The following is a 2,974-nucleotide window of genomic DNA, read 5'->3' on the forward strand; positions in this document are numbered from 1 at the left end:
GGTCAACGCCGGGCGCGGGGATCGCCCAGTTCCCCCCGAAGCCGCTGAGCCCGCAGCACCAACTCCAGCTCGAACCGCCGATCCGGGTCATCGACCTCGTCCCCCCACAGCTCCCGAATCTGCCGAAGGCGATACCGCACGGTCTGGGGATGGACCCCTAGGCGCGCGGCCACTTCGGGGGCCCCGCCCCGCGTCTCCAGCCACGCCAGCAGGGTCTCCGCGAGCCGCCGCCCGTGCGTGGGCCCGCAGTGGGCGAGCGGCTCCAGACACCGCAGCGCCAGGTCGTCGATCAGTTCCTCGGGCTGCAGCAGGACCAGCGCCTCCGTGTGCTGGGTGCAGTACAGCACCTCGCCCGGCGGCAGCAGCCCGCGCTCCATGAGCCGTACCGCGGCCTCGGCCCAGCGCAACGACTTAGCCGCGTCGGCCAGCGGGACAGGCGGCCCGATGGCACCCGCCCACCCCGTCAGCGCCCGGTGCAACAGCTCGGGGCGCCCGGCGGCATCAGGCTCGGGCACGACCATCCGGGGCTGCTCATACTCCATGTCCAACAGCACACCCTGTCCGACGGCGGGGGCAACGGCCTCGCGGGCGGGCCGCAACAGCACACCCACCGCGACCTTGTCCGGCAACGGCCAGCCAATGCGCGCGGCCCGCTCCGAGAGAGCGTCGGCCGGATCGCCCCGGTGGTGCTCGGCGAGCAGCAGTTCCATCAACCGCCGTTGCAGACGCAGACGTTCGCCGGCCTGCCGGGCGGCGGCCTCGGCGTATCCGCGTACGGACTGGTCGACCAGCCCGTCCAGATACTCGTAACCGGCGTCGACCAGCTCGTACATCGCGGGCGGCGGGATCTCCACCCGCGTCCCGATCTCGGCGAAACGGCGCCAGGCCAGCCGTACGCCGAGCCGGTAGATCGCCTGGAGCGAATCGAGGCTGCGGCCGTGCAGGCCCTCGCCGCGGCCGAACTCCTGGAAGACCTCGGGGTGGACGCGCGGGCGCCCCTCGGCGGTCTCCAGGTGCTGGACGAACACCTCGATGGCCCGCCGGATCCCGATCAGCGCCATCGGCTCGCCGGAGTCGTCGAGCACGACGGGCAGATGGGGATATTCATGACGTATTTCCTGGAGGATCTCCTCGGCGAGTATGGGCGCCTCTGCCATGGCGAGCGCCGCGAACTGGCGGACCTGGAGGCGCGGCACGTCGTGCCAGGCCGAGCGCACGGTGACGGGTCCCGGGCGTAGGGCCATGATCAGCGCTCCTGGCCGGCCGTCTCATAGGTGATGAGCGGCGTGTTCGGCTGTTCGGGGGTCGCGTCGAGCAGGGCGACGATACCGAGGGCGGCGCCCACGGCGAGTACGGCGGCAGCCGCCACGGTCAGCAGGGCGGCGAGCAGTCTGGGCATCGCGGGTCAGCCTCTCTGTCGGAGGTCGTCCCACCCGAGCGCTCCGCTGGGAGCGCCATCCGAAATCTGCGGACCGCTTGTGGCTGATCGCGCCCACGCGGCGGAGCCGCACATGTCACAGCCCCGCGCCCCTTCGGGGCCAGGGCACATCCCCATCTTCACCGGGCCCGTCCGGCGAGCCCCAGTCTCGACAACGCATTGACACTTCGTCAAGGGTGCGCCTACGGTTCCCGCCCCATACCGCACGTGCACCCTCCACCACCGTGCCGGCACAGCCCGTGCCGTGTCACCACGAGCCTCTGGAGTGCCCGGATGCGCCGTACAACCACTCCCTTTTCACTGGTCGTCCTGGGTCTGGGCGTGTTCCTGCTCGTCCTGGCCCCCCTGCTCGCCTGGTACGTCGAGCCACGTGCTCAACGCACGCCCGTCGACATCGACTCGAAGACGGTCTTCACCGGTACGGGCAGCTATTTCGACACGGACGAGATCGAAACCGTCCGCGACAAGAAGATCACCATCACCCGCCAGGTCCGCGGCGATGTCGCCGACAGCGAGAAGAGCGGCCGGGCCGTCTGGGACGTGTCCACCTCCGTGGACACCGCCAAGTCCCTGCCCGCCGCCGACCCCCACGACTCGCTGCAGTGGACCATGGAGCGCTGGGTCACCGACCGCAAGACGAACAAGCCGGTCCACTGCTGCGACGAGGAGCCCTACTACGAGGGCGAGGCGTACCTGAAGTTCCCCTTCGACGTGCAGAAACGCTCCTACATCTGGTGGGACAGCACGCTCGGCTCGACCGTCACGCTGGCGTACAAGGGCACGAAGAAGATCCAGGGGTACGAGGGCCTCCGCTTCACCGGAACCGTGCGCGCCACCAAGACCGGAACCCGGCTGGTGCCGGGCACGATCGTCGGCGAGAAGGACGGCGGCCAGGTACTCGCCGAGGAGTGGTACGCCAACCACGGCATCGAGCTCGTGGCCGACCAGCGCACGGGCCGGATCATCTACGCGGCGATCGGCCCCCGCAAGACGCTCCGGGCCCCCGGCGGCGACAAGGACGCCGTGGTCCTGCTCGACAGCAAGCGGATCGCCTTCACCCCCGAGACCCAGAAGGAACAGGTCGACCTGGCCGACAAGGACAGCGGCCAACTGCGCATGGTGGGACAGACGTTGCCCCTGGGCGCCGGTGTGGCGGGCTTCCTGCTCGCACTTGTGGGGGTCGTTTTGGTGGTACGAGGGCGTCCACATCCCGAAACGTCCGAGAGCTCCCAGCAGCCGCTCACAATGTGATGAGACGTCAGCTGGATAAAGCCCCGAAATTATCACTTCGGTGAGTAGCCGCATCGAACCAGCGGGCGAAAACTATCCACCCCACCCGAACACAGCCCGACCACATCCCCATCACAGCCGGCCCGCATCACCAGCACAGATCAACCCCGCAGTCACAACGCAACGGGAGCGGGCCGTGCCGGTACGTCGAAGCCCGCCGCGTAGGGCTCCTCCAAAAAAGGAGCACCTTCGGACCCACAGCCGTACACCCGGAGGCGGCGGGCTCGACGTACCGGCACGGCCCGC

3 protein-coding genes are annotated in these 2,974 nt (G+C 69.5%); 1 reads left to right on the forward strand and 2 read right to left on the reverse strand.

Annotation, left to right across the window (positions count from 1 at the left end):
• Positions 1-2: 2 nt before the first annotated feature.
• Both AOK17_RS41785 and AOK17_RS51440 read right to left on the reverse strand, forming a co-directional pair.
• Entirely contained in the window at positions 3-1,244 is a 1,242-nt protein-coding gene (locus tag AOK17_RS41785; protein WP_055617877.1) for a PucR family transcriptional regulator, read from the reverse strand.
• A gap of 2 nt (positions 1,245-1,246) precedes the next feature.
• The gene (locus AOK17_RS51440; protein WP_169801995.1) at positions 1,247-1,399 is read right to left on the reverse strand and encodes a hypothetical protein; all 153 of its coding nucleotides are present in this window, start codon (positions 1,397-1,399) and stop codon (positions 1,247-1,249) included.
• A gap of 312 nt (positions 1,400-1,711) precedes the next feature.
• On the opposite strand from AOK17_RS51440, the gene pgfA reads away from it, so the two are divergent.
• Entirely contained in the window at positions 1,712-2,689 is a 978-nt protein-coding gene (pgfA, locus tag AOK17_RS41790; protein WP_055617878.1) for a cell envelope lipid trafficking protein PgfA, read from the forward strand.
• Positions 2,690-2,974: the final 285 nt, after the last annotated feature.

Source organism: Streptomyces phaeochromogenes (genome assembly GCF_001418655.1).
In the GTDB taxonomy this organism is placed as follows: domain Bacteria; phylum Actinomycetota; class Actinomycetes; order Streptomycetales; family Streptomycetaceae; genus Streptomyces; species Streptomyces phaeochromogenes.

Bases quoted from the DNA above. Each gene is read 5' to 3' on its own strand.
- AOK17_RS51440 (WP_169801995.1), bottom strand. From the start codon at position 1,399: ATGCCCAGACTGCTCGCCGCCCTGCTGACCGTGGCGGCTGCCGCCGTA.
- AOK17_RS41785 (WP_055617877.1), bottom strand. From the start codon at position 1,244: ATGGCCCTACGCCCGGGACCCGTCACCGTGCGCTCGGCCTGGCACGAC.
- pgfA (WP_055617878.1), top strand. From the start codon at position 1,712: ATGCGCCGTACAACCACTCCCTTTTCACTGGTCGTCCTGGGTCTGGGC.